Source organism: Burkholderia sp. ABCPW 111, assembly GCF_000773065.1.
Lineage (GTDB): Bacteria > Pseudomonadota > Gammaproteobacteria > Burkholderiales > Burkholderiaceae > Burkholderia > Burkholderia savannae.
Genome location: NZ_JPWT01000110.1, coordinates 128,239 through 142,427 on the forward strand (window position 1 = coordinate 128,239; position 14,189 = coordinate 142,427).

Annotated in this window: 13 protein-coding genes and 1 tRNA gene; 12 read left to right on the plus strand and 2 right to left on the minus strand. The window is 64.1% G+C overall.

Translation table 11 applies throughout. The features are described from left to right. Positions 1-16: 16 nt before the first annotated feature. From X946_RS25210 to X946_RS25240, 7 genes are all read left to right on the plus strand, one after another. Positions 17-1,213 carry a capsular polysaccharide export protein, LipB/KpsS family gene (locus tag X946_RS25210; RefSeq protein ID WP_038753367.1) on the plus strand — a complete coding sequence of 399 codons (1,197 nt, stop codon included), beginning with the start codon at positions 17-19 and terminating at the stop codon, positions 1,211-1,213. A 1-nt stretch (position 1,214) separates the two neighbouring features. Then, entirely contained in the window at positions 1,215-1,745 is a 531-nt protein-coding gene (locus X946_RS25215; protein WP_038753368.1) for a serine O-acetyltransferase, read from the plus strand. Next, positions 1,742-2,686 (plus strand): glycosyltransferase, encoded by a 945-nt coding sequence (locus X946_RS25220; RefSeq protein WP_038753369.1) that lies wholly within the window; start codon positions 1,742-1,744, stop codon positions 2,684-2,686. The genes X946_RS25215 and X946_RS25220 overlap by 4 nt, the downstream gene beginning before the upstream one ends. Beyond that, positions 2,683-3,846, plus strand: coding sequence for a glycosyltransferase (locus X946_RS25225; RefSeq protein WP_038753370.1), 1,164 nt, complete (start codon positions 2,683-2,685; stop codon positions 3,844-3,846). Before X946_RS25220 ends, X946_RS25225 begins: the two co-directional genes overlap by 4 nt. A gap of 85 nt (positions 3,847-3,931) precedes the next feature. Further along, complete coding sequence (gene kdsA / locus X946_RS25230; protein ID WP_038753371.1) at positions 3,932-4,774, plus strand: 3-deoxy-8-phosphooctulonate synthase; 843 nt, start codon at positions 3,932-3,934, stop codon at positions 4,772-4,774. Beyond that, positions 4,771-5,322: a KdsC family phosphatase gene (locus tag X946_RS25235; protein WP_038753372.1), complete on the plus strand. Its 552-nt coding sequence runs from the start codon at positions 4,771-4,773 to the stop codon at positions 5,320-5,322. Before kdsA ends, X946_RS25235 begins: the two co-directional genes overlap by 4 nt. Positions 5,323-5,429: 107 nt before the next feature. Next, a complete protein-coding gene (locus tag X946_RS25240) occupies positions 5,430-6,365 on the plus strand; it encodes a KpsF/GutQ family sugar-phosphate isomerase (protein WP_038753373.1) in 936 nt (311 codons plus the stop codon). A gap of 247 nt (positions 6,366-6,612) precedes the next feature. Here X946_RS25240 and galU read toward each other — a convergent pair whose 3' ends face one another. Further along, complete coding sequence (gene galU / locus X946_RS25245; protein ID WP_038753374.1) at positions 6,613-7,497, minus strand: UTP--glucose-1-phosphate uridylyltransferase GalU; 885 nt, start codon at positions 7,495-7,497, stop codon at positions 6,613-6,615. 766 nt (positions 7,498-8,263) lie between these two features. On the opposite strand from galU, the gene X946_RS25255 reads away from it, so the two are divergent. From X946_RS25255 to X946_RS25275, 5 genes are all read left to right on the plus strand, one after another. Further along, complete coding sequence (locus X946_RS25255; protein ID WP_038753375.1) at positions 8,264-8,497, plus strand: flagellar transcriptional regulator FlhD; 234 nt, start codon at positions 8,264-8,266, stop codon at positions 8,495-8,497. Positions 8,498-9,224: 727 nt separating this feature from the next. Beyond that, positions 9,225-10,217: a guanitoxin biosynthesis L-arginine gamma (S) hydroxylase gene (gene gntB, locus X946_RS25260; RefSeq protein WP_038753376.1), complete on the plus strand. Its 993-nt coding sequence runs from the start codon at positions 9,225-9,227 to the stop codon at positions 10,215-10,217. Continuing rightward, complete coding sequence (locus X946_RS25265) at positions 10,218-11,183, plus strand: proline dehydrogenase family protein (RefSeq protein ID WP_038753377.1); 966 nt, start codon at positions 10,218-10,220, stop codon at positions 11,181-11,183. It begins immediately after the preceding gene. A gap of 64 nt (positions 11,184-11,247) precedes the next feature. Further along, positions 11,248-12,318 carry an aminotransferase class V-fold PLP-dependent enzyme gene (locus X946_RS25270; protein ID WP_231752094.1) on the plus strand — a complete coding sequence of 357 codons (1,071 nt, stop codon included), beginning with the start codon at positions 11,248-11,250 and terminating at the stop codon, positions 12,316-12,318. 100 nt (positions 12,319-12,418) lie between these two features. After that, the gene (locus X946_RS25275) at positions 12,419-13,336 is read left to right on the plus strand and encodes a DMT family transporter (RefSeq protein ID WP_038753379.1); all 918 of its coding nucleotides are present in this window, start codon (positions 12,419-12,421) and stop codon (positions 13,334-13,336) included. 709 nt (positions 13,337-14,045) lie between these two features. Here X946_RS25275 and X946_RS25280 read toward each other — a convergent pair. Further along, positions 14,046-14,121, minus strand: a tRNA-Lys gene (locus tag X946_RS25280). Between the last annotated feature and the right edge of the window lie 68 nt (positions 14,122-14,189).

The following is a 14,189-nucleotide window of genomic DNA, read 5'->3' on the forward strand; positions in this document are numbered from 1 at the left end:
TCATTGAGCGCAGATCATGATTGTCGTCGTCATCGATTCCATGGAGCGTTATTACTTTGCCGCGCGGCTCGTGAAGGCGGTCAGAAAGGAGTTCGGCTTTCTGTTCGCGACGAGCGAGCCGGTCGCGCACCTGATGGCGCTGAGCGCGGGCATCCGGTCGGTTTACTTGCGGCGCGGCGCGCCGATGCCGGCGGCGTCCGACGCCGCGGCCGCGATTCGTTCAGACGCGTCGATCGAAGTGCTGAACGGGCAAATGACGCCCGGGCTCGCGCGTGCCGACGCGGCGGCGATCTATGCCGCGATGTCCAACGTGTTTCGTCGCCGTCTGATTTCGCAGTGCCTGATGTGGAACGGGCAGCAGCTCGTGTGCCGCGCGGTCGCGCATGCGTGCGCGGCGCACGGCGTTCCGACGAAGTTCGTCGAGATCTCGAACCTGCCGGACAAGCTGTTCGTCGATCGGCTCGGCGTCAACGCGCTGTCGTCGATCAGCCGCAGTCCGGCCGTCATCGACGGCTTGCCGATGCCGACCGAGGACGAGCATCGCCGCTGGCTCGCGCGCTACGAGCGATACAAGGCAAGGCCGCTGCCGCAAGCGCGCACGTCGTGGCGGCGCAAGGCGGTGTCGGCCGTCAACTATGCGTTGAAGACCGCCACGCAAGGCGTGGCGCGCAAACGCTTCGATACGGTGCGCGCGACCAACGGCGCGCTCGCGCCGGCCGAGGCGAAAGCGCTGACGTCGAAGGAGCTGTCGGCGCTGCGCTACGTGTTCCTGCCGCTGCAGGTGTCCGGCGATACGCAGATCAAGCTGCATTCGGACGTCGACAATCTGAAGGCGATCCAGCTTGCGTTCGAGCACGCGGCGAACGAAAGCGCGGACCTGATCGTCAAGCTGCATCCGGCGGAGTGCGATACGGCCGTGATCGACGAAGTCGTGCGGATGCAGCGCGTCTATCGCTTCGACATCGTCACGTCGCCGACGACCGATCTGATCAGGCACGCGTATTCGGTCGTCACGATCAATTCGACGGTCGGGCTCGAGGCGCTCCTGTACGGCAAGCCGGTCATGTCGCTCGGCCGGTGCTTCTACAAGGAATTCGATCGCGCGCGGCTGCTCAAGTACATCCATTCGTTCCTGATCGACGGCATCGATTACTTCGGCACGGGCGAAATCGCGCCGCGCGCGGCGAGGAACGTATTTTCGATGAAGCACTGACATGCGCACGACGCTGAAACAGACGATCGTCGCGATCGCCGAGGATTGCCGCCGCAATGCGTTCTTCAAGACGCGCTGCGTCGTCGTGTTCTTCCGGATCGCGAACTATCTCGCGTGCCGCAGCAAGCTGACGCTTGCGCTCGGCGCGCCGGCGATCGCGCTCTACATCGTCGTCTGCGACTGGATCATGGGCATCGAGATTCCGGTCAAGACGAAGATCGGCAAGGGCCTCACGCTGTATCACGGCACGGGGCTCGTCATCAACGGCTATTGCGAGATCGGCGAGCGTTGCGTGCTGCGGCACGGCGTGACGATCGGCAACACACTGCAGCCGGACGGCACCTACAGCGGCGTGCCGTTCATCGGCGACGACGTCGAATTCGGCGCGCACAGCATCGCGCTCGGCGAGATTCGGATCGGCAACCGCGCGCGCATCGGCGCAGGCGCCGTGCTGCTGCGGGACGTGCCGGACGGCGGCGTCGCGGTGGGCGTGCCGGCGCGCGTGCTCGAGAAGGAGAAGAGCGCAGCATGAAGGTATTCATCCTCCATCCGGGGAAAGCGAACTACCCGGAAATCGCCGCGTACCGGGATTTTCTCGGTCAGCGCGGCTTCGACGTCCACGATGGCGACGCGAGCGCCTACGCGCGGTTCGGCGACCGAAGCAACTGCATCCTGTGGTGCATCATGGGCTTCTACCGGTCGCTGCCGCCCGCTCGATTCGTGATTCACGATTACCGATCGCTGTCGGTCGGCCGGCTCGCGGCAGTCAAGGACGCGCTCAAGCGCGCGTTGAATGCGAAGCCGGATCTGCGGATCTTTCAGAACGAGCGGATGCGCGGCGCAATGGCGTTTCGCGACGAAATACCGTCGCTGCTGCTGCCGATGGGCGTGCCGGACTGGATCTTCGGGATCGCGAACGAACCGGCGGGCGAGGGCCCGGCGGGCCGGTTCTGCTATATCGGCGAGATGAGCCGCGAGCGCGGCTTCCACAGGGTGCTGGCCGCGTATCGCGACGCGCCGCGCACGGCGCGCGACACGCTCGTGCTCGTCGGCGAGCCGGAGCGGGAGATTCACGAAACGTTCGGGCACATCGCCGGCATCCAGTTCGTCGGACGTGTGCCGCAGCGCGATGCGCTCAAGATCGTGCAGCGCTCCGAGTATGCGGTTTGCTATTTCCCGTATCACCGGCCGCACTGTTTCCAGACGCCGACGAAGCTGCTCGAATACGCGGCGCTCGGCAAGAAGATCGTCTGCAACGACGCGCCGTCGAACGTCGATGCGACGCGGACGCTCGGCATCCGTTCGCACGTCACCGGCGCATCGATATTCGACGAGCTGCTGCCGCTCGCGCGACTGCGCGTGCCGCGCAACGAGCCCGCATGGATGAAGTGGCTCGGATGGACGGCCGTGATTTCGCAATCGGGCGTCACCGAGCATCTCGATGCGATCGCTTCGATGCGGAGCGTGCGATGACGATCGACACCGCACGGCCGCGGCGGGTTGCGACGCCGCCGGAGAAGGGCGCAACGGACAACGGCCGCACGCGGATGAAGATCGTGCAGATCCTCGAATCGAGCGCGACGGGCACGTTGTCGATGGTGTGCCTGATCGCGAATCGCCTCGCGCGCGAGGGGCACGACGTGCACGTCGTCTATTCGATCCGGCCCGATACGCCCGCGAATCTTCAAACGCTGTTCGACGCAACGGTCAAGCTGCGCCACATCCAGATGAAGGGCGTGCCGCCGCTGCCGGTGTTGCTGGAACTGCGGCGCACGCTGATCGGCATCAGGCCGGACGTCGTGCACCTGCATTCGTCGTTTGCGGGATTCCTCGGAAGAATCGCGTCGCTGTTCGCGTTGCCGGATGCGGCGTTCTTCTATAGCCCGCACTGCATCTCGTTCATGCGCCGCGACATTTCCGCGCTCAAGCGATCGGCGTTCGTCGCGCTCGAGCGAATCGCGTGCGTGAAGCGATGCCTGTACATCGCTTGCTCCGACAGTGAACGCGACGCGGTCCGCGCGCATTTGCGGCAGCCGGTTGTCGTGGTCGAGAACGCAGTCGGCGCGATGCCGTCGCCTGCGGCAGCCGATTCGGCCGGCGTGTGCGGTTCGACGTTGCGGGTCGTGACGGTCGGCGGCATTCGTGCGCAGAAGAATCCGCGGCTGTTCGCCGAGATCGCACGCCGCCTGCGCGGCTCGCGCCTGCGCTTCGCCTGGATCGGCGACGGCGACGCGGCACTCAAGGCGGAACTGCGCGACGCAGGCGTCGAAGTCGCCGGCTGGCTCGGTCGCGCGGAAGTCGTCGCACGATTGCGCTGTGTCGACGTATATTTGTCGACGTCGTCGTGGGAAGGCATGCCCGTGTCGGTCATCGAGGCGATGCTGCTCGGCCTGCCTGTCGTCGCGTCCGCATGCGCGGGAAATGTCGACGTCATACGGCACCTGCAAACTGGCGCGATATTTCGCGACGCCGGCGATGCGGTCGAACTGCTCGCATCGATTGACCGCGATCCGGCGCTGCGCGCGCGCCTCGCGGCGGCCGCGCGGCAGGAAGCGCGCGAGCGCTTCGGCGAAGAACGTTTTTTCCGGCAGCTTGCGCCGGTGTACGCGTCGCGGCTCGTGCGCGCGTCTTGAGGATTCGCCGCCCCTCATGCGGGCCCGCCGCGCGGAATCGGAGCGCAGCGCACGGCACGGGGCGGTCCATTGGGAGAGTTGATCTATGAACGTAGCAATCAGCCCCGGCGTGACAGCCGGCAACGACCTGCCCTTCGTGCTGTTCGGCGGGCTCAACGTGCTCGAGAGTCTCGATTTCACGCTCGACGTGTGCAGCGAATACGTCGCGGTGACGCGCAAGCTCGGCATTCCGTTCGTGTTCAAGGCGTCGTTCGACAAGGCGAACCGCTCGTCGATTCATTCGTATCGCGGCGTCGGGCTAGACGAGGGCCTGAAGATCTTCGCGGAGGTGAAGGCGCGCTTCGGCGTGCCGGTGATCACCGACATTCATGAGATCGAGCAGGCCGCGCCGGTCGCCGAGGTCGCGGACGTGCTGCAGGTGCCCGCGTTCCTCGCGCGCCAGACTGATCTCGTCGTCGCGATCGCGAAGACGGGCAAGCCGGTGAACGTGAAGAAGCCGCAGTTCATGAGCCCGACGCAGTTGAAGCACGTGGCCTCGAAATGCCGCGAGGCCGGCAACGATCAGGTGATTCTGTGCGAGCGCGGCAGTTCGTTCGGCTACGACAATCTCGTCGTCGACATGCTCGGCTTCAGGCAGATGGCCGAGACGACGGGTTGCCCGGTGATCTTCGATGTCACGCACAGCCTTCAATGCCGCGATCCGCTCGGCGACGCGTCGGGCGGGCGGCGGCGGCAAGTGGTCGATCTCGCGCGCGCGGGCATGGCGGTGGGCATCGCCGGGCTCTTTCTCGAAGCGCATCCCGATCCGGATCACGCGCGCTGCGACGGGCCGAGCGCGCTGCCGTTGCATTTGCTCGAAGGCTTCCTGTCGCAAGTGAAGGCGATCGACGATCTCGTCAAGCGCATGCCCGCGCTCGAGATCCGATGAGCGCGCCCGCGTATCGCGGCGCGATCCGGCTCGTGCTGTTCGACGCCGACGGCGTGCTGACCGACGGCCGGCTGCACGTGACGGGCGACGGCGAGTTCATGAAGAGCTTTCATGCGAAGGACGGCATCGCCGTCGCGCTTCTGCGTGCGCACGGCATTCGCAGCGGCATCCTGTCGGGCCGTCACAGCGCGCCGCTCGCATGGCGCGCGCAACAGCTCGGCTTCGACGTGTTCGTATCGGGATGCGACGACAAGCGCGCCGGCTACGCGCGCATCAAATCGGAGCGGTCGCTCGCCGATGATTCGATCGCGTATGTCGGCGACGACGTGAACGATTTGCCCGTGATCGATTCGGTGGGTGTTTCGTACGCACCCGCCGACGCGCACGCGCTCGTCAAGCGGCGCGTCGACCACGTCGTGTCGCGCGCGGGCGGCGACGGCGTCGCGCGCGAAGTGGCGGAACATGTGCTGGTGCGTTCCGGGTTGTCGCTCGACGAAGCGTATCGCCCGCTGCTCGATCAATGGATGCGGCATCACGTCGTCCAATGATCTCGGCACGCGTGACATTGCCGTGCGATCGGACTGCACGCGGCTCGCGCGCGAGCCGCGCATGACGAGAACCAACAACATTTTTCATCGCCTTTCACGGCTCTTCGATGAACCATCACAACTATCTTGATTCCGCGCGGCAAGTCTTCGACATCGAATCGCGCGCGCTCGCAGGCCTTTCCGAGCGCGTCGACGAAGCGTTTGGCGACGCGGTGGAAGCGATCCTGCATTCGAGCGGCCGCGTGGTCGTCTGCGGCATGGGCAAATCCGGGATCATCGGGCGAAAGATCGCGGCGACGCTCGCGAGCACCGGCACGCCGAGCTTCTTCATGCATCCCGGCGAGGCGTATCACGGCGATCTCGGCATGGTGACGTCGGCCGACACGTTTCTCGCGATCTCGTATTCGGGCGAGACCGACGAAGTGATCAAGCTGATTCCGTTCTTGAAAAGCAACCGCAACTATCTCGTCGCGATGACGGGCAATGCGCGATCGACGCTCGCGAAAGCGGCGCACAGCCATCTCGACGTCGGCGTCGAGCAGGAGGCGTGTCCGCTTCAGCTCGCGCCGACGTCGTCGACCACCGCGGCGCTCGCGATGGGCGACGCGCTCGCCGTCACGCTGATGAGGGCGCGCGGCTTTCGGCCCGAGAACTTCGCGCGCTTCCATCCGGGCGGCTCGCTTGGGCGACGCCTGCTGTCGAAGGTCGATGACGAAATGGCGGCCGGCGATCTGCCGTTCGTCGACGAAGACGAACAGGCGATCGACGTGCTGCAAGCGATGACGAGAGGCCGGCTTGGGCTCGCGATCGTGCGGCGCGAATCGGGCTTTGGAATCATCACCGACGGAGACGTGAGGCGTGCGATCGAAACGCATGGCGACGCGTTGTTCCGCCGCGTCGCGTCGGATCTGATGTCGATCGATCCGGCAATGGTGCCGCTCGGCACGCGCGTCGAGGATGCGTTGCTGATGATGGAGGCGCGACGCATCAACGCGCTGCTCGTATTCGACGATGAGGGCGTCGTCGGCGTGTTCAAGAAGTAGAAGCGTTTGCAGGGCAAGCCGGATATTTCGAGATCCGTACGAAATTTCCGCCGCGCCTCGGATGTTCGGTGACGTCGGCACCGATGGAGGAGTCGGCCGCGAAGTCGGCTCGTCCATCGTGCCGTGAATCGCCCGTCGAGCGTCACGGCGTGTCGGGCGCGCATTGCGTGCCGTGCCGGCCGCGAGCGGCCCCTGCCGCGTGTCGTCGCGCTCGCATGTGCCGCTCGCGCATGGTGTACGCGACGCGTTACGCCACGACGAGCTCCGGAAAGCGCTCGCTCAGATACTGTTCGAAGCCGATTGCGACTTCCGGGTGGCGCAGCGCAAACTCGACCGTCGCCTTCAGATAGCCGATCTTGCTGCCGCAATCGAAGCGCGTGCCGTCGTAGCGATGCGCGAGCACCTGCTCGTCCTTCAGCAGCGACTGTAGCGCGTCGGTCAATTGCAGTTCTCCGCCCGCGCCCGGCTCGAGCGCGCGCAGATGGTCGAAGATGCGCGGCGTCAGCACGTAGCGGCCGACGACGCCGAAGTTCGATGGCGCCGCCGCGGGTTCCGGCTTCTCGACGATGCCGGCCAGCTTGAAGAGATTGTCCTCCCAGCGCTTGCCGTCGATCACGCCGTACGATTTCGAATCGTGCGGTGCGATCTCTTCCACGCCGACGACCGACGTGTGATAGTGATTGAACACGTCGATCATCTGCCGCAGCACGGGCGGGCGGCCGTCGAGCAGGTCATCCGCGAGCACGACGGCGAACGGGCTGTCGCCGACGAGCTTCTCCGCGCACAGCACCGCATGGCCGAGGCCGAGCGCTTCGGCCTGGCGCACGTAGAAGCAGTCGACGTGACGAGGCTTGATGCCGCGCACGAGCGACAGCAGTTTCTCCTTGCCGCGCGCTTCGAGCTCCGCCTCGATCTCGTACGACTTGTCGAAGTGATCTTCGATCGCGCGCTTGCTGCGCCCCGTCACGAAGATCATTTCGGTGATGCCGGCGGCGATCGCTTCCTCGACCGCATACTGGATCAGGGGTTTGTCGACGACCGGCAACATTTCCTTCGGACTCGCTTTCGTCGCGGGCAGAAAGCGGGTGCCGAGGCCGGCAACGGGAAATACGGCTTTTGTGACTTTCAGCATCGGGCGTCGAACCTTCCTTCGAAGACGTTGAACGTTTGCGCGCGAGCCGGCGATGCGTTCTCGAAGCGAACGACATCGGCGATGCGGGCGCAGTAATACGATGGTAGGGCCGTTTGAATTGTTTGGTTGCGCTAAATATAGGTCTAATCGGACAGACTTCTGACGATGTCGATTCGATCAAGCACGGTGGCGGCGGCAGCGGCTTGCGAATAGACGCGCCGCGAATGACGACGGAGTTTGCGATGCGGATGCGAGATGACGCCGGGCGCGATCACGGGCGCGATCACGGGCGCGAGCGCGTCGCGTCGCGTCGCGTCGCGTCGGATTCGACGCGGGAGAAAAAATGCCCGCCTGCAACGGCGCGTGCAGGCAGGCCAATTCCGAGTGATCGGAAGGTTCGCCGCCCGGGGGGAGCGGCTGACCGGGGGCGAGTATGAAGGCGGACGGGCGAACGCGCCTATCGTTCTGTCCGATTGTGCGTAGCAAATGGCCGATGGGGACTGCAAGTCGATTGCAATGCGCGTGTCGACGCGCGGCGAGAACCGCGCGGACGACGTCTTCGTGCGGCGCTCGCGGCGTTCGGCTGCAAGCCGACTGCGTCGCGCACGTGCGTGCGGACCGTCATTTGGCGGAACGCGGCCGGATTTTGTCGGACGGGCGCGGCGCGCATCCATTAGCCTTTGCTTGCGGACGCGCATCGGGCAGGTGAAGCGTGTCGGCGAGAACGTTCGCGGATGCGCGCGTTCTTCATCGAAACGGGGCGGTCATGGAAGACGAGAGAGACGCGTTCGACGAGATCGCGGAATTCAACCAGCGGTATCTTAGGCTCGCGCGGCGCTTGTTGTGCGAGGACGCCGGCCGCGCTCGGACGATGCTTGGCATCTCGAACGAACTGGCGACTCGTCTCGTCGCGATGACGCCGGCTCAACTCGAACGGCTCGCTTACGGCGCAGAGCTCGTTTGTCAATTTCGCCTCGACGCGATGCCCGGGCGGGCATGAGGCGATTCACGGCGGAAAGGGCACGCTGAGCCCGCGCTGGGGCGTCGTTGAGCGTCTTCACGGTTCGTCGCCGCGTAGGCGCGCTCGTGCCGGATGGCAAGACGTCTATTGCGCTTGGCGTGCGTTGACAGTGGGCTCCGCTGAACCGTCGCGATCGCTGGGCGACTTTGTGCCGGCTGCGGACGAAGCCGTTGCAGCCACCTCGATATTTTCGCTAAGCGCCCCCGGCTTTCGCGATGCGCATGACCACGCGCTCGAACGACGCAGATCACGCTGCCCGGCAACTCGCGACGTCGTTGCCCGATGTGCCGCGCACACCTGAGGCGACGAGCGATCCGCGTCGCGAATCCCATCATCGCGGACCGGCTGCATGCCGCCACGGGCCTTCGGCCAAACTCCGCTCTTCGGCAGAGGGGGCGGCCACGCGCACGCATCCCAATCGTCTTCTCATGGCGGCGCGTCACCCGCACTTCGATTGCAGTTCCGACTACGAATATTCACCGTGCCGACGCTATTTTCGTCGGAATGTCGAAGTCGGTCGTCCATCAGACGAAAGTTCACGTGGATATCGACTAATTTGTCGTTTAATCAGCGCTATTTAATATGTAATATTCGCGATTGATGTTTGTTTGATTTATGAATGACATTTGGAAGGAAGTCGGTTTTCGATCGTGCGCATGTGTCATTGGGAAGCGCCTAGAAGAAGCACTTAAAAATAGGAACGTCCATGATAGAAAAGCATGTGTTCTCAAAGGAAATTCGTGAACGCTTGAAGCCGTTATTCGCCCTGAATAACTGGCGCGGCCCGCTGGAGCTGGCGAGCGATTATCTCTGCATCGCGGCGGCGGTCTATGCGACATATTGGTCGATGTGGTGCTATCCGCTTGCGCTGCTCGTGATCGGGTCGCGGCAGCGGGCGCTCGCCTCCCTGCTGCACGAGTCCTGCCACAAGACATTCACGCGCAACCGCACGCTGAACAATTTTTTCGGGCGCTGGCTTGCCGGTTACCCGATCTTCCAAAGCCATCGGGCTTACGTGAAATCGCACGTGCTCGACCATCACACGTTTCTCGGCGACGCGAACCGCGATCCCGATTACATCCACTACATCGAGAGCGGTTTGTTCGACGTGCGCGATCGCCTCGATTTCGTCATGCGATTCATCGTCAAGACGATCCTGCTTTTCAATGTCGGCAGCTATCTGAAATATTTGATGACGAACCGGCTCGGCGAGATTTCGGGTGACAAAAAAGAACTGATGGGATTGGTGTTGACGCAGGCGGCCATCTTTATGGCATTCTTCGTCACGGTGGGCCTGCTCGGTTATGTTCTTTTCTGGATCGTTCCGATCATTACGACATTCCAGATCATTGGCTGGTTTTCCGAAATTTCCGAGCATTTTCCGGTCATTCGCACGACTCGAAGCACGCTGACGATTACCCGAAACCGCTTCCCCGCTCTGCTCGAGCGCGCTTTCATCGGCATGCACGGCGACAATTACCACCTCGTTCATCATTTGCTCGCGGGTATTCCGTTCTGGAATCTTCGGCGCGCGCATACGATCCTGCTCGGCGATTGCGCTTATGCGGCGGCCAATCGGACGTCGGGCGGCATTTTCACCGCGCCGTCCGGACGAATGTCCGTCATGCGGTCGATTCTCGACGAGATCCGCGTTTCCGCTCCCCTCGATTTTCCCGTAGCTTCCCGCCAAGGTGCCTGAATGAACGACGAAATCACGATGCTCGCCGCAGCCGCATTGAAGGGGTTCGCCGCGAATCCGCAGTATGCGCAGCGTTTTCGTGAAGGATCTGCGTTGCGCGAATGGCTGCAAGTGCCGGCGAGCCGCTACATCGTCGCCGGCGACGCCGGCACCGCCGTCGAGCGGATGCGCGTGCTGGCCGGGAAAGGATACGAAGTCGGTCTCGAATGCGTCGGCGAAAACGTCACGGATCGCGAGGAGGTCCGGCGCGTCGAAGCGCAGTATCGGCAGTTGATCGATCTGCTGCCGCATGGCGGCCTGGGGCGGCGAACGGAGCTCAATTTCGATCTGAGCAACGTCGGCTTGCTGATCGCGCGCGATCTCGCCTGCGAGGTGACGGACCGCATCGCCGGCGCGGCGGGCGAAAGGGGCGTGTTCGTGACGCTCAGCATGGAGCGTTTTCCGATGGTCGACGATATTCTGTCGGTGTTCCATCAGCTCGCCGCGTCGCATGCGAACGTCGGCATCACGCTGCAGGCGTATTTGCACTGCACGGCCGGCGACCTCGACGCGGTGCTGCGGGCCGGGCGCAAGATCAGGCTCGTCAAGGGCGTGTACGACGAAGCGCCGGAGCGGGCGCTGCCGCGCTCTTCCGCACTGAACGACCGCTACGTCGAATTGGCGCGCCGCATGGCGGACGCCGGCGTCGACCGCAGTTTCGCGACGCAGGACCCGGCGCTCATCGAGCGTCTGATGCGCGACGGCCTGCTCGGCGGCGATGCGGAAATCGAGATGCTGCACGGCGTGCAACCGGGCAGGCTGCGCGATCTTCGCCGCGACGGTGTGAATTGCCGCGTCTACGGCACGTTCGGCGACAACTGGTATCTGCATTTCCTTCATCGCCTTGCCGAAGCGCCGGAAACCGTCCTGCTGGCGCTGGCGGACATCCAAGATCCGTCGCGCATCGTGTTCGGCGGCGAATACTGAGATGCGCCCGATTCACTTCAATACAGCGGGCGCGGGGCTCGCGTCGCCGGCGGTGATTCGCGCGATGACAGCCTATTTGAACGCTGAATTCGAGCACGGTGCATATGAGGCGGAACGCATGCACGCCGAGGCGCTCGATGCGGTGCGAACCGGTCTGGCGTGGCTGCTGAACGCGCCGTCGAGCAGGAACGTCGCGCTCTTCGACAGCGGCACGCGGGCGTGGCTGACGTGCGTGAATGCCATCACCGGATGGCGCGGCCGCGGCAAGGTGTGGACCACGCCGTACGAATACGCGGGCAATCTGCTCGCGTTGCAGATGCTGTGCGCGCGGCATGCGCTCGAAATGGAGGTCGTGCCGCTGCTCGAGAACGGCGATCTCGACCTGGAATGGATCGAAGCGCACGCGGACGACGCGCTGTGCCTCGCGAGCGTGGTCCACGTTCCGTCGGGTTGCGGCATCGTGCTGCCGGTCGAGCGGATCGGGCGCATCCTTCGCGGCGCGAGTCCGCACGCGCTTTACGCGGTCGATGCGTGCCAGTCCGCTGGTCAGCTCGACACCGATTTCCAGCGAATCGGCTGCGACCTGCTGACGGCCGCGGGCCGCAAGTTTCTGCGCGGCCCGCGGGGCACCGGCTTTGCAATCGTGTCGCAGCGCTGGCTCGATCGATTGGGCGAACATCCGATCGACCTGCACGCGGCGGAAGTGCTGGCGTGCGATCGGCACCGGTTGCACGACGATAGCGCGCGGCGGCTCGAGCTGAGCGAAATGCACTTGGCGGCGTTGATGGGCCTGAAGGTCGCCGTCGACGAGGCGCGCGGCCGGGATCTCGACCCGGCGCGGCAGATCTACGCGGCGCTTTGCGAGCGGCTCGCTGATCGGGACGACGTGGCGTTGCTTCACCCGGGATCGGTTCACAGCGGAATCGTGAGTTTCGTGCATCGAGATCGGACGCCCATCGAAGTCGTTAATCATTTAAGATCGCATCGGATCAATGCGTGGAAAATCGCGGGCGGTCATACGCCGCTTTATCTGGGTGCGCGCGGTTTCGATTCGGCCATTCGGTTGTCCGCGCATTGCACGAACGCGATGTCGGATATCGACGATCTCGAGCGGGCGCTTTCCAGTTGGGCGTGACGCGCACGCTGCTTCGGCGTATCGGGGTGCGCATCATTCACCGAAACGGCATCGATATATAAAAGAATTTCACTCGTCGCATCAAGGGGACACCGAACTGATGGAAATAAACGGACGCCTGGACGGTCGGGCCTTTTCGGCTATCGGCATTGCATTGTTGACGTGGTCTTCGTCGTATGCCGCTATTGCATACTGTCTGGGCGCATTTACGCCTAGCGAGATCGCATTTTCGCGATTGTTGGTCGCTTCGATCAGTTTTGCGGCGTTATGGGCCGTCAAGCGCTTCTCGTTGCCGGCCGCGCGGGATTTGCCGAAAATCGCTGTGCTCGGCATTCTCGGATTGACGGTCTATCACCTTTGTCTTGCCTACGCGGAGACGCGCATTCCGAGCGGCACGGCGGCGATGCTCATCGCGCTGTCGCCGGGGGCGACCGCGCTGCTGTCCGCGATCTGGCTGCGCGAGTCGATCAGCCTGATCAAGGCGACGGGCTTCGCGATCGCGCTCGTGGGCGTAGCGTTGGTCGTCGTCACGAGCGGGCAGGGCTTCAGGATGGAGCCGGCCGCGCTGTGGGTGCTCGTCAGCGTTGCGGGCCTCGCGCTCTATACGGTCGGACTCAAGCCGATTCTCGCTCGCGTGGGATCGCTCGGCGTGACGGCGACTGCGTTCGCCGCGGCGACCGTTGCCGCCGTGCCGTTCGGCGCGCCGCATCTCGCCGCCGCGATCGGCGACGCGTCGCATGCCCGCCTCGCCGCGTTGGCGTGGCTCGGCATCGCGCCGACGTTCGTCGGATACATCGCGTGGAATTTCGCGCTGCGGCGCGCGCCTGCATCGCAAGTCACGAGTTTTCTGTATCTGTCTCCACCGCTTTCGATTCTGATCAGCTGGATCTGGCTTGGCGAAAAGCCTCTGTTGATCACGCTATTGGGCGGCGGCGTCACGTTGATCGGCGTCGCATTGGTCAATGCGCGCGGCAACATTGGCAAGGCGGCGGGCGTTCAGCCGTCGAGAAGCGCGTGAATCCGTCGGCGCGCAATTCGCATTGTTCGCATTGATCGACTGAAATCGAATCGCGTCGCGTCGATGGGCGGGCCGCCGCGTAGGCGCCCGCGCAACGACCGAACGGCAGTCACGCCATGGGGGGGCTCATGAATGTGAATCGATTCGTTTGGATCGGCGTAGCCTTGATCGAAGGCGGGCTGATTGCATTAGCGCTGGCCGCGGCTGCGTGCATCATACGCTGGGCGACGTTTGCGGCCGAGACGATGTGAGCGGAAACGGCGGGTTGGTTGCGCGGGAAGGGGGCTTCGTTCGAGTGTAACTTTCCGGCGTGCGAAAGCTGTGCATTTCTCGTTCGGTGGGGCGTGTTGCTTCGGCGTGCCGCTGCCCGCCGCCGAAGTGAATCGAGGCGACGGCGCGCGCATCCGTTGAGGCTGCCTGACGGCGCAAGGCCGAAAGGCAATTCTTGAACCGTTGTCGTCGACGTGAATGGAACGTGCGCTGGCGGCGCGCGGGCGTACTTCGAGCGCTGAGCGCAAACCGGACGCACGAGGATGCGCTCGGGTGGCGGGATGGCCGGGTGGGGGATTGTCGCGCCGAGCGATGCGACGCAGTGCGATGAGCGCGTAACGAACGAAGCCAAGTACGTCGACTTCATCGTCGCCGCCGAAATTCGACTTGCCGCAGATGCGAAAAGGGCCTGGCGCGAACGCCAAGCCCTTGATGTCTTTGGTAGGCCGTACTGGATTCGAACCAGTGACCAACGGATTAAAAGTCCGCTGCTCTACCAGCTGAGCTAACGACCCAAAAGAGGCAAAATTATAGCGGCCGCCTTGTGAGCTTGTCAACTCGCCGATTGGCCGCGCCGTTCGCC

Bases quoted from the DNA above. Each gene is read 5' to 3' on its own strand.
- X946_RS25275 (WP_038753379.1), top strand. From the start codon at position 12,419: ATGGAAATAAACGGACGCCTGGACGGTCGGGCCTTTTCGGCTATCGGC.
- X946_RS25235 (WP_038753372.1), top strand. From the start codon at position 4,771: ATGAGCGCGCCCGCGTATCGCGGCGCGATCCGGCTCGTGCTGTTCGAC.
- X946_RS25225 (WP_038753370.1), top strand. From the start codon at position 2,683: ATGACGATCGACACCGCACGGCCGCGGCGGGTTGCGACGCCGCCGGAG.
- X946_RS25270 (WP_231752094.1), top strand. From the start codon at position 11,248: ATGACAGCCTATTTGAACGCTGAATTCGAGCACGGTGCATATGAGGCG.
- X946_RS25240 (WP_038753373.1), top strand. From the start codon at position 5,430: ATGAACCATCACAACTATCTTGATTCCGCGCGGCAAGTCTTCGACATC.
- gntB (WP_038753376.1), top strand. From the start codon at position 9,225: ATGATAGAAAAGCATGTGTTCTCAAAGGAAATTCGTGAACGCTTGAAG.
- X946_RS25265 (WP_038753377.1), top strand. From the start codon at position 10,218: ATGAACGACGAAATCACGATGCTCGCCGCAGCCGCATTGAAGGGGTTC.
- X946_RS25210 (WP_038753367.1), top strand. From the start codon at position 17: ATGATTGTCGTCGTCATCGATTCCATGGAGCGTTATTACTTTGCCGCG.
- X946_RS25220 (WP_038753369.1), top strand. From the start codon at position 1,742: ATGAAGGTATTCATCCTCCATCCGGGGAAAGCGAACTACCCGGAAATC.
- X946_RS25255 (WP_038753375.1), top strand. From the start codon at position 8,264: ATGGAAGACGAGAGAGACGCGTTCGACGAGATCGCGGAATTCAACCAG.
- kdsA (WP_038753371.1), top strand. From the start codon at position 3,932: ATGAACGTAGCAATCAGCCCCGGCGTGACAGCCGGCAACGACCTGCCC.
- galU (WP_038753374.1), bottom strand. From the start codon at position 7,497: ATGCTGAAAGTCACAAAAGCCGTATTTCCCGTTGCCGGCCTCGGCACC.
- X946_RS25215 (WP_038753368.1), top strand. From the start codon at position 1,215: ATGCGCACGACGCTGAAACAGACGATCGTCGCGATCGCCGAGGATTGC.